The organism is Serratia sp. TSA_198.1 (genome assembly GCF_052686505.1).
The window spans coordinates 275815-289647 of the sequence record NZ_JBQZFP010000005.1 but is presented as its reverse complement, the minus strand read 5'-3'; the positions used below and the strand labels follow the sequence as shown (position 1 = coordinate 289647).

The following is a 13833-nucleotide window of genomic DNA, read 5'->3' as shown; positions in this document are numbered from 1 at the left end:
TCACCGCGCTCCAGCCTATTTTGCAGGGCTCACCCATTGAGCTCGCCAGGGTTAAAACAGAGAGTGATCTATGGCTGAGTATAAGCCGACCATTAAAGCACCGAGTAAAAATGGTGATGTCATCTTCAGCGCGCTGGTCAAACTGGCGGCGCTGATTACCCTATTGTTGCTGGGCGGCATTATTGTTTCGCTGATTTTCGCCTCCTGGCCGAGCATGCAGAAATTCGGCTTCGCCTTCTTGTGGACCAAAGAATGGGACGCGCCTGCCGAGCAGTTCGGTGCGCTGGTTCCGATTTACGGTACCGTTGTCACGTCGTTGATTGCCCTGATTATTGCCGTACCCGTGAGCTTCGGTATCGCGCTGTTCCTGACCGAGCTGGCGCCAAACTGGCTGAGACGCCCACTGGGCATCGCTATTGAGTTGCTGGCGGCAATCCCGAGTATCGTTTACGGCATGTGGGGCCTGTTCGTGTTTGCGCCGCTGTTTGCTGAATATTTCCAGACTCCGGTTGGCGACGTGCTGTCCGGCATTCCTATTGTCGGCGAGCTGTTTTCCGGCCCGGCGTTCGGTATCGGTATTCTGGCAGCCGGGGTGATCCTGGCGATCATGATTATTCCTTACATCGCCGCCGTCATGCGCGACGTGTTCGAACAGACCCCGGTGATGATGAAAGAGTCGGCCTATGGCATCGGCTGCACCACCTGGGAGGTGATGTGGCGTATCGTGCTGCCGTTTACCAAGAATGGCGTGATTGGCGGCGTGATGCTGGGATTGGGCCGCGCGCTGGGGGAAACCATGGCGGTGACCTTCATCATCGGTAACACCTACCAGCTCGACAGCGCTTCACTGTATATGCCGGGTAACAGTATTACCTCTGCGCTGGCCAACGAATTCGCCGAAGCGGAATCGGGCGTGCACACCGCAGCGTTGATGGAGCTGGGCCTGATTCTGTTTGTTATCACCTTTATCGTCCTGGCGCTGTCGAAGTTGATGATCATGCGTCTGGCCAAGAAAGAGGGGCGCTAACGTGGCGACTATGGAAATGCAAAACGACATGGCGCTGTTAGAAAGCCGCCGCAAAATGCAGGCCTGGCGCCGCCAGAAAAACCGACTGGCGCTGTTCTTGTCGATGGCGACCATGGTATTCGGCCTGTTCTGGTTGGTGTGGATCCTGTTCTCCACCGTGACCAAAGGCATCGATGGCATGTCGCTGGCGTTGTTCACCGAAATGACGCCGCCGCCGAACACCGCAGGCGGTGGCCTGGCGAACGCCATCGCCGGTAGCGGCTTGTTGATCCTGTGGGCCACCGTGTTCGGTACGCCGCTGGGCATCATGGCCGGCATTTACCTGGCGGAGTACGGCCGTAAATCCTGGTTGGCGGAAGTCATCCGCTTTATTAACGATATTTTGCTGTCGGCGCCGTCGATAGTCGTGGGCCTGTTCGTCTACACCATTGTGGTGGCGAAGATGGAACACTTCTCCGGCTGGGCCGGGATCATCGCGCTGGCTTTGTTGCAGGTACCGATCGTTATCCGTACCACTGAAAACATGTTGAAGCTGGTGCCGGATACGCTGCGTGAGGCGGCTTACGCGCTGGGTACGCCGAAATGGCGCATGATTTCTGCCATCACGCTGAAAGCCTCGATCTCCGGCATTATCACCGGCGTGTTGCTGGCCATTGCGCGTATCGCCGGGGAAACCGCACCGTTGCTGTTTACCTCGCTGTCGAATCAGTTCTGGAGCACCGACCTGATGCAGCCGATCGCCAACCTGCCGGTCACCATTTTCAAATTCGCCATGAGCCCGTTCGCCGAATGGCAACAGCTGGCCTGGGCCGGGGTGCTGTTGATTACCCTGTGTGTACTGTTACTGAATATCCTGGCGCGTGTGGTTTTCGCCAAGCAGAAGCATTCATAAAATTTTGAGCGCTGCCGTGGCGGCGCTGATGAAAAGAGAGAAGTCTTGATGAGTATGGTTACTGACGCTTCCAGCAGCAAAATTCAGGTACGCGATCTGAACTTCTACTATGGCAAATTCCATGCGCTGAAAAACATCACGCTGGATATTGCCAAGAACAAGGTCACCGCGTTTATCGGTCCGTCCGGCTGTGGCAAATCCACTCTGCTGCGTACTTTCAACAAGATGTACCAGCTGTATCCCGAGCAGCGTGCTGAAGGCGGCATCCTGCTGGATGGGCAGAACATTCTGACCGACAACTCGGATATCGCCCTGCTGCGCGCCAAAGTCGGCATGGTGTTCCAGAAACCGACGCCGTTCCCGATGTCGATTTACGACAATATCGCCTTCGGCGTGCGCCTGTTTGAAAAGCTGTCGCGTGCCGACATGGACGAGCGCGTCCAGTGGGCGTTGACCAAGGCGGCGTTGTGGAACGAAACCAAAGACAAGCTGCACCAGAGCGGTTACAGCCTGTCCGGCGGCCAGCAACAGCGCCTGTGCATCGCACGCGGCATCGCCATCCGCCCGGACGTTTTATTACTGGACGAGCCCTGCTCTGCGCTGGATCCGATCTCCACCGGCAAAATCGAAGAGCTGATCAGCGAACTGAAGTCTGACTACACCGTGGTGATTGTGACCCACAACATGCAGCAGGCCGCGCGTTGCTCTGACTCCACGGCATTTATGTATCTGGGCGAACTGATCGAGTTCAGTGATACTGATAACCTGTTCACCGCGCCACAGAAAAAACAGACCGAAGACTACATCACCGGCCGCTACGGTTGATTACGGGAACCCAAATGGACAACCTGAATTTAAATAAACACATTTCCGGCCAGTTCAACGCAGAACTTGAGCACATCCGTACCCAGGTGTTGACCATGGGCGGGCTGGTGGAACAGCAACTGACCGACGCTATCACCGCGATGCATAATCAGGACGGTGAACTGGCCAAACGCGTTATCGAAGGTGACGCCAAGGTCAATATGATGGAAGTGGCGATCGACGAAGCCTGCGTGCGCATCATTGCCAAGCGCCAGCCGACCGCCAGCGATTTGCGTCTGGTGATGGCGATCATCAAGACCATCTCCGAGCTGGAACGTATCGGCGACGTGGCGGATAAAATTTGTCGCACCGCGCTCGAGAAATTCTCGCACCAGCATCAGCCGTTGCTGGTCAGCCTGGAGTCGCTTGGCCGCCATACCGTGCAGATGCTGCATGACGTGCTGGACGCCTTTGCGCGTATGGATCTGGATGAAGCTATCCGGATTTACCGCGAAGACAAGAAGGTCGATCAGGAGTATGAGGGCATCGTCCGTCAGTTGATGACCTATATGATGGAAGACACCCGCACTATTCCAAGCGTGCTGACTGCGCTGTTCTGCGCCCGTTCGATCGAGCGTATCGGCGACCGTTGCCAGAACATCTGCGAATTTATTTTCTACTTCGTGAAAGGTCAGGATTTCCGTCACATTGGCGGCGATGCGCTGGAAAAACTGCTGTCTGCCGACGGCAAAGAAGAGAAAAAAGAGTAATTTTCCCCGCGAGTTACTCCCCGGAAGGCGCAGAAAACTGCGCCTTTATGCTGTTTAAAACCCTCAAAGATAAAAAGGTTATAAATATAGCTTTTTATATTATTTCCTGACCTATGTGGCTCTTGCTAGCTTAGCAGCCAGCAGGACATCAACCACTTAGGAGCTTTTCATGAAACACCGCGCTTTGGCCTTAACTCTGTTAGCCAGCCTGACCAGCCTCGCCACCGGCGCCGCACATGCGGATAAACTCGACGACATCAAGAAAGCCGGCGTAGTGCGTATCGCGGTGTTCGACAGTAACCCGCCGTTCGGCTATATCGATCCGCAAAGCAAAAAGTTGGTCGGTTATGACGTTGATGTCGCAGACGCGATCGGCAAGGCGCTGGGCGTAAAAGTTGAGCTGCGCGCCACCAACCCGGCTAACCGCATTCCCTTGCTGGTATCCAAGAAGGTCGATTTGATCGCCGCCAACTTCACCATTACCGACGAGCGCGCCAAGGAAGTGAATTTCAGCGTGCCGTATTTCGCTACCGGCCAGAAATTTATCGCCCGTAAAGGCGTGCTGAAAACCCCGGAAGACATTAAAAAGCTGCGCATCGGTGCAGATAAAGGGACAGTGCAGGAAATCACCCTGCGTGAACATTACCCAACGGCAAAAGTGATCTCTTACGACGATACCCCGCTGGCCTTTGTGGCGCTGCGTAACGGCAACGTACAGGCGATCACTCAGGATGACGCCAAGCTGGTTGGCCTGCTCGGCAACCTGCCGGCGGCGCAGAAAGCCGATTTTGAGATTTCACCGTTCAGCATCACCAAAGAGTACCAGGGCGTCGGCATTCCAAAAGGGGAAGATCGCCTGACCGCCAGCATTAACGACACGCTGATCAAGCTGGAAAAAGACGGCGAAGCGGTTAAGATCTACGACCGCTGGTTCGGCCCGGAAACCAAAACCGCCCAACCGCGCGGCGATTTCAAGATCGCGCCTTTGGATCAACAGCCAAAAGCCTGACGATCTGGAGTGCCGAGATCTGAACGGAGGGGCGCAGCTTGCTGCGCCCCTGATGCATTTGGCAAAACAAGGATTGAACATGAATTTGGACTGGCTGCTGGCGCCTCAGTATCTGGGCTGGTTATGGGATGGCTTCCTGCTGACGCTGTGGCTTTCCGCTTGCGCGAGCCTGGCGGCCACGCTGTTGGGTTTGATACTGACGGCGATGCGCGACAGTAGCCTGCGTCCGCTGCGCTGGCTGGCGGTGGGCTACAGTTCGTTGTTTCGCAATACGCCGCTGTTGGTGCAGCTGTTCTTCTGGTATTTCGCTGCCGGGCAGATCCTGCCGTCCTCCGCCATGCAGTGGCTGAACACTTCGCATCAAATCGGGCCAATCGCCTGGCCGTCGTTCGAGTTTCTCGCCGGCTTCTTTGGCCTGACGTTGTATTCCACTGCTTTTATCGCCGAAGAGATCCGCTCCGGTATCCGCGGCGTCGCAGGCGGGCAAAAATACGCGGCCAATGCGCTGGGGCTGACCGGCTGGCAGGCCATGCGTTACGTGGTGCTGCCGCAGGCGCTGAAAATTGCCTTTCCGCCGCTGTTGGGCCAATACATGAACGTGATAAAAAATTCTTCGCTGACCATGGCGATCGGCGTTGCCGAGCTGTCTTACGCCTCGCGTCAGGTGGAAACCGAAACGCTGCGCACCTTCCAGGCGTTCGGTGTTGCGACGGTGTTGTACATCGCCATCATTGCGTTATTGGAAGGCTGGGGCATGTGGCGACAGCAACGTAAACCCCTGGGGGGGCACTAACATGGATTTCGGCGTTATTTACGACAATCTGGGTTATTTATTGTGGGGCACCTGGCCGGATGGGCCATTGGGCGGCGCGGCGTTGACGCTGGCGATCAGCCTGATGGCCGGCGTGGCTTCGGCTGTCCTCGGCACGCTGCTGGGCGTGGCGTTGGCGATGTCGCGCGGCGTAGCCGCCGGGTTATTGGCTGCTGTACTGGGATTTTTCCGCGCTATCCCGGTCATCATGCTGATTTTTTGGACCTACTTCCTGCTGCCGATCCTGTTTGGCGTGGATATCCCGGAGATCACCACCGTGGTCTGCGCATTGGCGCTGATCGCTTCGGCCTATCTGGCGCATGCGGTGAAGGCGGGCATTGTCGCCATTGGTCCCGGCCAGTGGCAGGCCGGTTTGTCGCTGGGGCTGACCCGTTGGCAAACGTTGCGCATGATCGTACTGCCGCAGGCGTTGCGCATGATGGTGCCGTCGTTTATCAACCAGTGGATTTCCCTGATCAAGGACACCTCATTGGCTTATATCGTCGGCGTCAGCGAACTGACCTTTCTGGCGACCCAGGTCAATAACCGCAGCATGGTGTACCCGATGGAAGTGTTCCTGTTTGTCGCGCTGGTGTACTTCGTGTTCTGCCTGGCGCTTGATCTGCTGGCCAATGCGGTCAACCGCCGCCTCAGCCCGCAGGCCAGGGCATTGAGACGTTCCTGGCGCTGGTGGCGCAACAAACCGCCGCTGCCGGCGAGCTGATCGGGGCCGATTAACGGGTCAACTGCCAGCCGCGTTCCCGCCATAACGCCGGAAGTTGGGCCAGATCGTCAAACGGGGTGACCAACGGGTGGTCGATAGGCTGGTTGTGCGGATCGGCACAGAAGTAAAACACCGGAATGTCGGCGGCGATCCCGGCCTGGGCTCCGGCGGCGGAATCATCCACCAGAATACAACGCTCTACCGGCACCTGCATTTTTTCGGCGGCGTGGAACAGGAGCGCCGGGTCCGGTTTCCAGCGCTGGATGTCATAGCCGCTGAACAACCGGTCATCAAAATAGTTCAGCATGCCGGTCAGGCCGAGCGAGTGCTGCATTTTGCCGACCGGGCCGTTGGAGACGGTGCACATCGGCACAGCTATTTGTGCCAGCAACTCGCGTGCGCCGGCGATCTCCTGTAGCTCACTGTCGAACAGACGGGCCACTTCCCGGCGATATAAGGGCTCCAATTCCTCTTTCGGCAGCGTGATGCCGTGCTCCGCATTAACCTGCTCGATGATCTCGTACAGCTTTATCCCTTTGTATTTCCTGAACATCTCCTCCAGCGACAACTGAAGGCCGTAGTGGGCGAACATATGCACATAAGCTTTGCTGCACAGCACTTCGCTGTCTACCAGCGTGCCGTCGCAATCAAACAAAATGCAGTCGATCTGATTCATCAGGGTAAGCGTCCTTCGGTTAAGCGGCGATAAACCACTTTAACCGCATCAGGCAAGATTGCGACTCCTTAATCCACTTTGCCAATGAATATCAATAAATACAGTCTGTTGATTACTTTAGCCGTAAAGACGGCGAAAAAAACCTGTGACCTGCGTCAAAAGCCAGACTTTTTGTTATAGGATAGCCAACGACTGTCCATTCCCCTCTTCGGAATTCTGATAATGAGCAAACCAGTATCTGGCCTTGACGTTGAGCAAGGCTTGCTTGGGCGCGTGTTTAAACTCAAGCAGCATGGAACCACGGCGCGTACGGAAACGATTGCCGGTATTACTACCTTTTTGACCATGGTGTATATCGTGTTCGTTAACCCCCAGATCCTGGGCGCGGCGGGCATGGATACGCAGGCGGTGTTCGTAACAACCTGCCTGATTGCCGCTTTTGGCAGTATTTTTATGGGCTTGCTGGCTAACCTGCCGGTAGCGTTGGCGCCGGCGATGGGCCTGAATGCGTTCTTCGCCTTTGTGGTGGTTGGCGCCATGGGCATTTCGTGGCAGATCGGCATGGGCGCTATTTTCTGGGGCGCCGTCGGTTTATTGCTGTTGACCATTTTCCGCATCCGTTACTGGATGATTGCCAACATTCCGATGAGCCTGAGGGTGGGGATCACCAGCGGTATCGGCTTGTTTATCGGCATGATGGGGCTGAAAAACGCCGGCATCGTGGTGGCCAATCCGGACACTCTGGTCACCATCGGCAGCCTGACCTCGCACAATGTGCTGTTGGGGGCGTTGGGCTTCTTTATCATTGCCGTGCTGTCCTCACGCAATTTCCATGCGGCGGTACTGGTCTCCATCATGGTAACCACTCTGATCGGCTGGGCGCTGGGCGATGTCAAATACGGCGGCGTGTTCTCCATGCCACCGAACATTACCTCGGTGGTGGGCCAGGTTGATCTGGCCGGTGCGCTGAATATCGGCCTGGCGGGGGTGATCTTCTCCTTTATGCTGGTTAACCTGTTCGACTCTTCCGGCACCCTGATTGGCGTGACCGATAAGGCGGGGCTGACCGACGACAAGGGCAAGTTTCCGCGCATGAAACAGGCGCTGTATGTGGACAGCATCAGTTCGGTCGCCGGTTCGTTTGTCGGCACATCTTCCGTCACCGCGTACATCGAAAGCTCTGCCGGCGTATCCGTTGGCGGCCGCACCGGCCTGACGGCGGTGGTGACCGGTATCCTGTTTCTGCTGGTGATCTTCCTGTCGCCGCTGGCGGGCATGGTGCCGGCTTATGCCGCCGCCGGCGCGTTGATCTACGTTGGCGTGCTGATGACATCGAGCCTGGCGCGCGTGAAATGGGATGATCTGACCGAGGCCGTGCCGGCGTTTGTCACCGCGGTGATGATGCCGTTCAGTTTCTCGATCACCGAAGGCATCGCGCTGGGCTTTATTTCTTACTGCGTGATGAAGCTCGGTACCGGCCGCTGGCGTGAAATCAGCCCCTGCGTGGTTGTCGTGGCGCTGCTGTTTATACTGAAGATTGTCTTTGTAGACGGCCATTAATACGACCAGGGCCGACGTTTGTCGGCCCTGGTCTCTATACCCCAGGCTTCGCGTCCGGTGCCTGATTCAATACCCACTGTAATGGCCGTTTGAAACGCGCCTGCCAGCCGCCTTCCGCGTTCTCTCCCTGGGGAAAATGCAACGTCTCCACCTGATTATTTTCGCTGAAAAGATTGGCGAAGTGCAGTGCCAGCGCCTGCTCGCTGAAGTTTTGCCGATCGTAGTACGCCACCACCACCTTCTTGTTCGCCGCCAGCGACTGCTGTGCCGGTTTGATCTCGCCATTGGGCGCAATCAGCATTGCACCGGCATAAAACTGCGGATACTTGCTAAGCAGGTTGGCGGCATGCAACGCCCCCTGTCCGCGGGCCGCGAGGTAGATCTTTTGCGGGTTGAGCTGTAATTCGTCCTGCGGCCGGAGGGCCTGTTGAATGGCGTTTTGGGTACTTTCCTCGCTGTAATTCGACCAGCGGAAGCTGTTTTCCGACAGCATCTGGGTGCCGTTGATCTCAATATAGGCGACGCCCATCTCACTGAACAGCAAGCGTTCTTCGGGGCTGATATTGGCGCCTTTGCCATAGCCGTGCAGGAACACCACGATTGGCCATCCTCCCGCCGGAGGAGTGCCGTCCGGTATGGCATAGCTGGCTTTGCCTTCAAACAACGGGGCGTGCCGCAGGTAGCGAGCTTTGGTGGCGGCGAGGATCGACTGATAGGTGGCACGGTGCTGGATGCTGTTGAAGGCGTCGTCTTCGAGCAATGCGTAGTAATACCACAACCCACGATTGGCGCTTAGTTGCAGATAGCGCTCAGCCAGCTCTGTCTGGCCCTTTTCAGCCGAAGAGGCCGCTAACTGATAGGGTGCCCATACGTTGCTTCCATCTTCTCGCATCAGCGTCAGATAGAGCGACATGGCGCCGAGTTTCTTGTCTTCCTGGCTTTGGGCGGCGCGCGGCAACTGGGCGTTCAACAGGCTATGTGCCGGCAGCTCGATCGGTTCTTCTCCGGCGGGATAGCGCATTTCTGTGGCGAACGAAGGTCTGGTGAACAAAGCCAGTAATAGGGCTAAAATAAAAAAATACATAATTGCATAACTTTATTTTTTAATGGGTTAGAGAAAATCCTCTCACGGGAGCAGCGCCTTCAGCCGATTGATGGCCGAAGGCCTCAAAAACAGGATTTACTTCAGGCGGCGGATATAGTCGCTGAATGCGGACAACTGGCCGGTCAGGAAATCCAGCGTACCTTGTTCGACCAATTGCCCGGCCTGCGCATCCACTTTGTTCTGGATGACACCGCCCATAAACTCCGGCTTGTTCATCACCATGGCGTCGAGGAACACCAGAATCTGGCGCAGATGATATTGGCAACGCGCGCCGCCAATGGGCCCCATCGAGCTGGTCTGAATCGCTACCGGTTTACCGGCCAGCGGCTGGTTCGGTAAGCGGGACAGCCAGTCAATGGCATTTTTCAATCCGCCCGGCACCGAGTAGTTATACTCCGGGGTCACAATGATCACGCCGTCAGCCTGACGGATTTGCGCGGCGATAGCCTCAACCGAGGCGGGGAAACCTTCATCTTGTTGCACATCGGCATCATACAGCGGGATATCACGGATTGAGGGAAGCGCTTCGATGATCACCCCCTGAGGGGCAAGGTCTGGCAGCGCTCGGGCCACCATGGCGTTGTAAGAACCTTTACGCAGGCTACCGAGCAGGGTGACTATTTTTAAGGCTTGGTCTGACATGGTGATTCTCCCTTTCGAATGAACAGATTCAGCTTAGAACACCTGCCGATAGTAGGGCAAACATGGCGGTGAGAATAGCCAATTCCTGCATATTTGCCTGCCTTTACAATTTTATTCAGAAATTAATAGGTTAAAGAAAGTTTTATCTTATCTTTTTTGCCATAAGCCGCCGATGTCAGCGGTGATGGGCCAGGCTGGTCAGTTTTACAAAGCGGGTGGAGATGGTGGGGGTGCGTGATGAGATCTCGCCGTACTTCTGCAGGCCTTTGTGCTCTTCGTACTGCCAGCACACCAGCCGATCAAGATTGGGCTCATGCGCACAGGCCCAGCTAAGATACTCGTCGATATCACTCATCACCTGAACCTGGGGGGTAGCGCTGGAGCGAAGATGGCCGGAAAAGGGGTGCAGCAGCAGCGTTGATTGCCCGCTATTCCCCAGACCGGAAAGCTTCAGCACGCTCTGGCGGATACTCCACAACTGGGTTTCCGCTTCCAGCTGATCGTACTGTGCGCTGATCCAGGCGGTCTCTGTCGGTGTCTGATACTGGTGTTGCAGTTTTTTTTGCTGGCCGCCGCGCGCGCGCATGACCTCTATATCCAACCCTACTTTGCCTTCATTGCTGAGCAGGACGCCTACGGTATCGCTGGCATAGGCCAGGCTGAAATCAGGCAGGTGGTTGTCGGCAAAACAGGGGCGCCCGGTGGGCGTGGTGGCTATCGGCGGCAGTGTCGGCAGCCCATAAAGATAAAACATCATTTCGGCGAGCAGGATGCGTCCCTGAAGGAAACGCTGGCGGCGTTTAGCGGAAAAAGCCGCGGTCGCGGTCAACATCTCGGCAGATAATCTATGGGTATCCAGGGCGGCGCTAGCGGGGATCCATCGGGCAAAATGACACGCCATTGTTCACTCCATGACAGAGAGGTCTCTGATAACGCAGGAGTGTTAGATTAAGCATAAGTCGCGGATTTATCATCAAAAAAGAGTATGAGGTTTATCCTATTTATCTGTTTCTTGAATGTCATTGTCTGGCGCCGCATCACTCCACCATTGTATCAGCGAGGCATTTGGCGTCAGATCAAAATGCGGTTTGCCGAGCAAATGATTGAGGATACGGGCAGAGCGCCAGGCCATCAGGCTCAGGCCGCCTTCAGCGCTGCCGTGGCTGTGGATACCGGCATTCACCGCATAAATCCGGTTCTGCTCCGGCCCTTGCCACTCAAGGTTAAAATCCGGTAACAGCGGCAGGTGCTGTTGATTGTCGAAGGGGATGCGCGGCAACAGCGGTTTCAGGCAGGAAGGCAGCGAAGGGCGGTAGCCGGTGGCTAAAATGACCATATCGGCCTTAAATCCTTCCTGACGATTTTCCAGGCCATGCCGGGCGCGCAACTGGAAATCTTTTCCCGTTGGCTCTATCGCCAACAGCGTTCGGTGCGGCAACAGGCGTACGTTACGTGTCTGGTGCATTACGTCAAAACGCATGTACAACTCGCGATATAGGGTACGCAGCGTATGGTTGCTGATGCCGTCGGCGGGCAGCTTCTGCGCCTTGATTTCCCGTTCGCGGATATCTTGCGGCAGCGTATAGAAATAATCGACGTATTCCGGGGTGAAGTACTCATTGGTGAAGGCGGATTCATCCAGAGGCTGGAAGTTGGGCCGGCGGGAAAGCCAGTCCAGCTGCGCCGGTTTTCCCCAATGCCCGCGCAGTGCATTGAGGAAAATGTCGGCACCGCTTTGGCCGCCGCCCACCACCATAACCCGTTTGCCGGTAAGATCCGGATTGCGGAGGGCGATCTCTGCGGCATGCAGGCAATTTTCCCCCAGAGCCGGGTAGAACTCATCAGGGATCCAGGGATCGTGGCCGGTGCCCAGGCAGATGTTTTTTGCCCACAGGGTTTGGTTGAGAGTACGGACTTCAAACAGCTGCTGGTCATCGTCAAAATCAATGCTTTCTACCGACTGCGAAAACTGTAGCCCATCTAATCTATCGCAGGCCCAACTTAGGTAGTCCGAAAACTCTTCACGGCTGATAATTTGCTGCTCGGTGATCAGAAAACGGTAAATTTTTTTCTGCTCGACCAGATAATTGATAAATGAAAACTGGCTGCGCGGCGCAACGGCGGTCACTAAGTCCTGCAGCACATAAGTCTGCATATACGCCGAGGGTAACAACATGCCGGGATGCCAGCGAAAGCTGGCGTTGCGATCGAGAAAGGCGTAGTTCACCTCACCGCTTTCGAAGGCCATGGCTGCCAGACTGAGATTGAATGGCCCCAGGCCGACGCCCAGTAAATCCAATGGTTCGTTCATTTATGCTTATGTCTCTCGGCAAAAATCGCTGAGATAAGCTTAGGCCAGTTTGGGCGGGTAAAGGGGAAATGGCGGGGGGATTGTTGGATGCGGGTGCCGTTTCCAGCACCCGTCGCCGGTTATTTTCCGATGCAGAAACTGGAGAAAATGCGCCCCAGCAGGTCATCTGAGGTAAATTCGCCGGTGATTTCACTCAGCGCTTGCTGCGCCAGGCGCAGTTCCTCGGCCAGCAGCTCCCCCGCGTAAGCGCTCACTAACTGTTCTTTGCCCTCGACCAGATGACAGGCCGCCTGTTCAAGCGCTTGCAGATGCCTACGACGCGCCAGGAAGCCGCCTTCCATATTGCTGGTGAAACCCATGCTCTGTTTCAGATGATCGCGCAGCAGGTCGATGCCTTCGCCGGTGCGCGCCGAGAGGCGAATAAGTGAGTGACCATTTACTTCGGTCATGCCCAGCGTTTCACCCGTGATATCGGCTTTGTTACGCACAACAGTGATTGGCAGGCTGTGCGGCAGGCGCGCCATAAACTCTGGCCAAATCTCTGCCGGTTCGGTTGCGGCGGTGGTGGTGCCGTCAACCATAAACAGAACACGATCGGCTTGTTCGATCTCGTTCCATGCACGTTCGATGCCGATGCGCTCCACTTCGTCGCTGGCTTCACGCAGGCCGGCGGTGTCGATGATGTGCAGCGGCATGCCGTCGATGTGAATATGCTCACGCAGTACGTCGCGGGTGGTACCGGCAATGTCGGTGACGATCGCCGCATCGCGGCCGGCTAACGCATTGAGCAGGCTTGATTTACCGGCGTTTGGCCGCCCGGCGATCACCACCTTCATCCCTTCGCGCAGCAGGCTGCCCTGGCGCGCCTCGGCGCGTACGTTGTCCAGATCGGCCATCACGCCGTTGAGCTGCGCTTCGATTTTACCGTCAGACAGGAAGTCGATTTCCTCATCGGGAAAGTCGATCGCGGCTTCCACGTAGATTCGCAGGTGAGTGAGTGCTTCCACAAGCTGGTGGATGCGGGTGGAAAACGCCCCCTGCAATGAGTTCATTGCAGAACGTGCTGCCTGTTCGGAACTGGCGTCGATCAGATCGGCAATTGCCTCTGCCTGCGCCAAATCCAGCTTGTCGTTGAGAAAGGCGCGTTCGGAGAACTCGCCGGGCCGCGCGATGCGCACGCCGGGCAGCGCCAGTACGCGTTTCAGCAGCAGATCGAGGATTACCGGCCCACCGTGGCCTTGCAGTTCCAGCACGTCTTCACCGGTAAACGAGTTTGGGCCGGGGAACCACAGCGCAATGCCCTGATCCAGGGTGGCGCCTGCGGCGTCGCGGAACGGCAGATAATCGGCGTATCGTGGCTTCGGCAACTTGCCGAGCAGGGCCTGGGCGGCGTCTTTCGCGCCACGACCGGAAATACGCAGAATGCCGACGCCGCCGCGTCCCGGCGGAGTGGCTTGGGCTACGATGGTATCGGTAGTGCTGCTCATAACGGTTCTCTCTGA

General features: G+C 56.5%; 14 protein-coding genes. 8 read left to right on the top strand and 6 right to left on the bottom strand.

The genetic code is table 11. The features are described from left to right. The first annotated feature begins 70 nt into the window (after positions 1–70). From pstC to ACUTSW_RS20015, 7 genes are all read left to right on the top strand, one after another. The gene (gene pstC, locus ACUTSW_RS20045; protein ID WP_004950505.1) at positions 71–1027 is read left to right on the top strand and encodes a phosphate ABC transporter permease PstC; all 957 of its coding nucleotides are present in this window, start codon (positions 71–73) and stop codon (positions 1025–1027) included. 1 nt (position 1028) lies between these two features. Continuing rightward, complete coding sequence (pstA, locus tag ACUTSW_RS20040) at positions 1029–1919, top strand: phosphate ABC transporter permease PstA (protein ID WP_445585194.1); 891 nt, start codon at positions 1029–1031, stop codon at positions 1917–1919. Positions 1920–1973: 54 nt separating this feature from the next. After that, positions 1974–2744 carry a phosphate ABC transporter ATP-binding protein PstB gene (gene pstB, locus ACUTSW_RS20035; protein WP_369982368.1) on the top strand — a complete coding sequence of 257 codons (771 nt, stop codon included), beginning with the start codon at positions 1974–1976 and terminating at the stop codon, positions 2742–2744. A gap of 14 nt (positions 2745–2758) precedes the next feature. Next, positions 2759–3493 carry a phosphate signaling complex protein PhoU gene (gene phoU, locus ACUTSW_RS20030; protein WP_013815073.1) on the top strand — a complete coding sequence of 245 codons (735 nt, stop codon included), beginning with the start codon at positions 2759–2761 and terminating at the stop codon, positions 3491–3493. 169 nt (positions 3494–3662) lie between these two features. Beyond that, on the top strand, positions 3663–4502 hold the full coding sequence (locus ACUTSW_RS20025; protein WP_004950512.1) for an ABC transporter substrate-binding protein: 840 nt from the start codon (positions 3663–3665) through the stop codon (positions 4500–4502). A gap of 79 nt (positions 4503–4581) precedes the next feature. Next, the gene (locus ACUTSW_RS20020; RefSeq protein ID WP_004950513.1) at positions 4582–5295 is read left to right on the top strand and encodes an amino acid ABC transporter permease; all 714 of its coding nucleotides are present in this window, start codon (positions 4582–4584) and stop codon (positions 5293–5295) included. Position 5296: 1 nt separating this feature from the next. Continuing rightward, entirely contained in the window at positions 5297–6037 is a 741-nt protein-coding gene (locus tag ACUTSW_RS20015; protein WP_063198844.1) for an amino acid ABC transporter permease, read from the top strand. Between the two features lie 10 nt (positions 6038–6047). Here ACUTSW_RS20015 and yieH read toward each other — a convergent pair whose 3' ends face one another. Then, positions 6048–6713, bottom strand: coding sequence for a 6-phosphogluconate phosphatase (gene yieH, locus ACUTSW_RS20010; RefSeq protein WP_445585193.1), 666 nt, complete (start codon positions 6711–6713; stop codon positions 6048–6050). Positions 6714–6935: 222 nt separating this feature from the next. Between yieH and ACUTSW_RS20005 the strand changes: the two genes are divergently transcribed. Continuing rightward, positions 6936–8273, top strand: coding sequence for an NCS2 family permease (locus ACUTSW_RS20005; RefSeq protein ID WP_004950522.1), 1338 nt, complete (start codon positions 6936–6938; stop codon positions 8271–8273). A gap of 34 nt (positions 8274–8307) precedes the next feature. Here the strand turns inward: ACUTSW_RS20005 and ACUTSW_RS20000 are convergent, their stop codons facing one another. The 5 genes from ACUTSW_RS20000 to mnmE all read right to left on the bottom strand — a co-directional run bounded on the left by ACUTSW_RS20000 (position 8308) and on the right by mnmE (position 13818). Then, positions 8308–9357: an alpha/beta hydrolase gene (locus tag ACUTSW_RS20000; RefSeq protein ID WP_445585192.1), complete on the bottom strand. Its 1050-nt coding sequence runs from the start codon at positions 9355–9357 to the stop codon at positions 8308–8310. Positions 9358–9453: 96 nt separating this feature from the next. Next, positions 9454–10020, bottom strand: coding sequence for an NADPH-dependent FMN reductase (locus ACUTSW_RS19995; protein WP_062792216.1), 567 nt, complete (start codon positions 10018–10020; stop codon positions 9454–9456). Positions 10021–10195: 175 nt separating this feature from the next. Beyond that, on the bottom strand, positions 10196–10921 hold the full coding sequence (locus ACUTSW_RS19990; RefSeq protein WP_062869103.1) for a 4'-phosphopantetheinyl transferase family protein: 726 nt from the start codon (positions 10919–10921) through the stop codon (positions 10196–10198). A 96-nt stretch (positions 10922–11017) separates the two neighbouring features. After that, on the bottom strand, positions 11018–12331 hold the full coding sequence (locus ACUTSW_RS19985; protein ID WP_004950536.1) for a lysine N(6)-hydroxylase/L-ornithine N(5)-oxygenase family protein: 1314 nt from the start codon (positions 12329–12331) through the stop codon (positions 11018–11020). Between the two features lie 119 nt (positions 12332–12450). Further along, positions 12451–13818 (bottom strand): tRNA uridine-5-carboxymethylaminomethyl(34) synthesis GTPase MnmE, encoded by a 1368-nt coding sequence (gene mnmE, locus ACUTSW_RS19980; RefSeq protein WP_434462007.1) that lies wholly within the window; start codon positions 13816–13818, stop codon positions 12451–12453. Positions 13819–13833 lie beyond the last annotated feature (15 nt).